Annotated in this window: 2 protein-coding genes; both read left to right on the plus strand. The window is 58.6% G+C overall.

Annotation, left to right across the window (positions count from 1 at the left end):
• Window positions 1–63: 63 nt before the first annotated feature.
• The gene (locus MSZK_RS16775; RefSeq protein WP_371411350.1) at window positions 64–1,410 is read left to right on the plus strand and encodes a hypothetical protein; all 1,347 of its coding nucleotides are present in this window, start codon (window positions 64–66) and stop codon (window positions 1,408–1,410) included.
• 10 nt (window positions 1,411–1,420) lie between these two features.
• Window positions 1,421–2,053, plus strand: a complete 633-nt coding sequence (locus MSZK_RS16780; protein ID WP_099249760.1) for a DUF4917 family protein — start codon at window positions 1,421–1,423, stop codon at window positions 2,051–2,053.
• Window positions 2,054–2,118: the final 65 nt, after the last annotated feature.

Genomic DNA, 2,118 nt, shown 5'->3' on the forward strand with positions numbered 1-2,118 from the left:
CGGATTCCTTGCAGATCATCTTCCGGGAAGGCACGCCCGCCCGGGATCCACAGGTTCTGATCATTGCTCATCATCGAGCACTTCCGCGACAACGTGGCCTGGCGGCTCGACAGCAAAGCCAAGGCCATGGTGGTCACCTCCTCGCGCAAGGCAGCAGTGCGCTACAAGGTGGCGTTCGACAAGTACATCGACGAGAAGAAGTACACCGACATTGCCGCGCTCGTGGCGTTCTCGGGAGAAGTGACCGACCTCGACTCTGGGCTGGAGAAGGTCACAGAAACATCTGCCCTCATGAACCCCGGCCTGAAGGGCCGCGATCTGCGCGATGCGTTCGCCACCGACGAATACCAGGTGATGTTGGTGGCCAACAAATTTCAAACCGGCTTCGACCAACCACTGCTGGTGGCGATGTACGTCGACAAACGGCTATCGGGGGTCGCGGCGGTCCAGACGCTGTCTCGGCTCAACCGGACCGCGCCGGGCAAGGATCAAACCTTCGTTCTGGACTTCGCCAACAGCTCCGAGGAGATCGTGGAGGCGTTTGAGCCCTACTACGACGCGACCACGCTGGCTGACGTCACCGACCCCAACATCGTGCACCAGACCATGAACAAGCTCGACTCTGCCGGGATCTACCAAGAATCGGAGGTCAACGGTCTGGTCGCCGACTACCTCAAGCACGCGAAGCAGCCGGGCAAGGGGCACGAGGCACTCAACAAGTGGGTCAGGCCAGCAAGAGACGTCTTCCGAGACCGGGAACGTCATGCTCGCGACCACGGCGACAGTGTGGCACTGGAGGAGTTGGAGATTTTCCGCAAGGATGTCGGCACGTTCCTACGCCAGTACGACTTCCTGTCCCAGATCGTCAACTACGAAGACCCTGCTATCGAAAAGCTTTCGATCTACTTGCGGCATCTCGCACCCGTCATCGCCGACGAGCAACTCCACCAAGACATCGACCTATCCGGCGTCGACTTCGATTATCTGGCGCAGCGCGCCGGACATTCCACGGACAGCAAGCTCTCCGGGGGTGTCGAGCTGGAACCGGCCAAAGCCGGAGGGACAGGCACCGCCCGCGACCCCGAACTGGTCGCGCTGGAACAGGTCATCGCCCAGATCAACGACCTGTTCTCCGGGGAGCACCCAGACTCGAGCGTCCGAAACGTCGTCACCCACATCAAAGACCGGCTCGAGGAAAGCGAGACCCTGCAGCAGCAGGCCGAGCACAACACCCTTGCGCAGTTCTCCGCCAGCCCCGACCTGCAGAACGAGTTCGTCGCCGCCGTCATCGGGGCGATGGCGTCCTCCGAGGACCTTTCGACGCAGATTCTCAACAACCCGGAGCTGTCATCAAAGTTGCTGGGGGAGTTGATCCCCGTCGTCTTCGAGGGATTGAAGCCGAGCGCATAGGCTCAATGTGATGCCAGACCGCCTTCGCACCTGGGACAGGTTGAGCAATTTCACCTGGCCGACCTTGTTGGTTGGCAACGGTATGAGTATCAACGTTTGGCCAAATTTTTCTTACAGTCGTCTACTAGCGAAGGCCAGTCTTAGTCAGCCCGCACGCGCCCTATTTGACGACTTCGGAACGGTGAACTTCGAGGTCGTGCTGGAGGCTCTTTGGCACGCGGAACGCACGTTGGCAGCGTTGGGGCGACCCACCGCGATGGTGAAAGGGTTGTATCAGCATGTCCAACACCAGCTCGTAACGGCTGTACGGGAAGTACACATTCCGTGGGAACTACTGCCCAGCGATGCTTTGCGTCAGGTATCGGACGAGATGAGATCGTATCAAGCAGTATTCACGCTTAACTACGACCTGGTCAGTTATTGGGCGCTAATGGCTGGCGGTCATCCGGCAGCCTTCGGTGACTTTTTTTGGTCTCACAACAACACATTTAGCCTTAGCGACTGCGAGTTATCTTCTGCGCGAACAGGGGTGTATTACCTCCATGGCGGTGTGCACTTATGGCACGACGCAGCGACCGGCTACACGGGTAAATGGACGCGCCGATCGGTTGGTCGGTTGCTAGTGTCGTGCGTCATTAATTAGTTTACAGTGTGAGATGATGGTGTATGCCGTCATCTGCACTGGTGATCAGTCCTGAAGATCGTGTG

It is taken from the genome of Mycobacterium sp. shizuoka-1 (assembly GCF_002723835.1).
In the GTDB taxonomy this organism is placed as follows: Bacteria; Actinomycetota; Actinomycetes; order Mycobacteriales; family Mycobacteriaceae; genus Mycobacterium.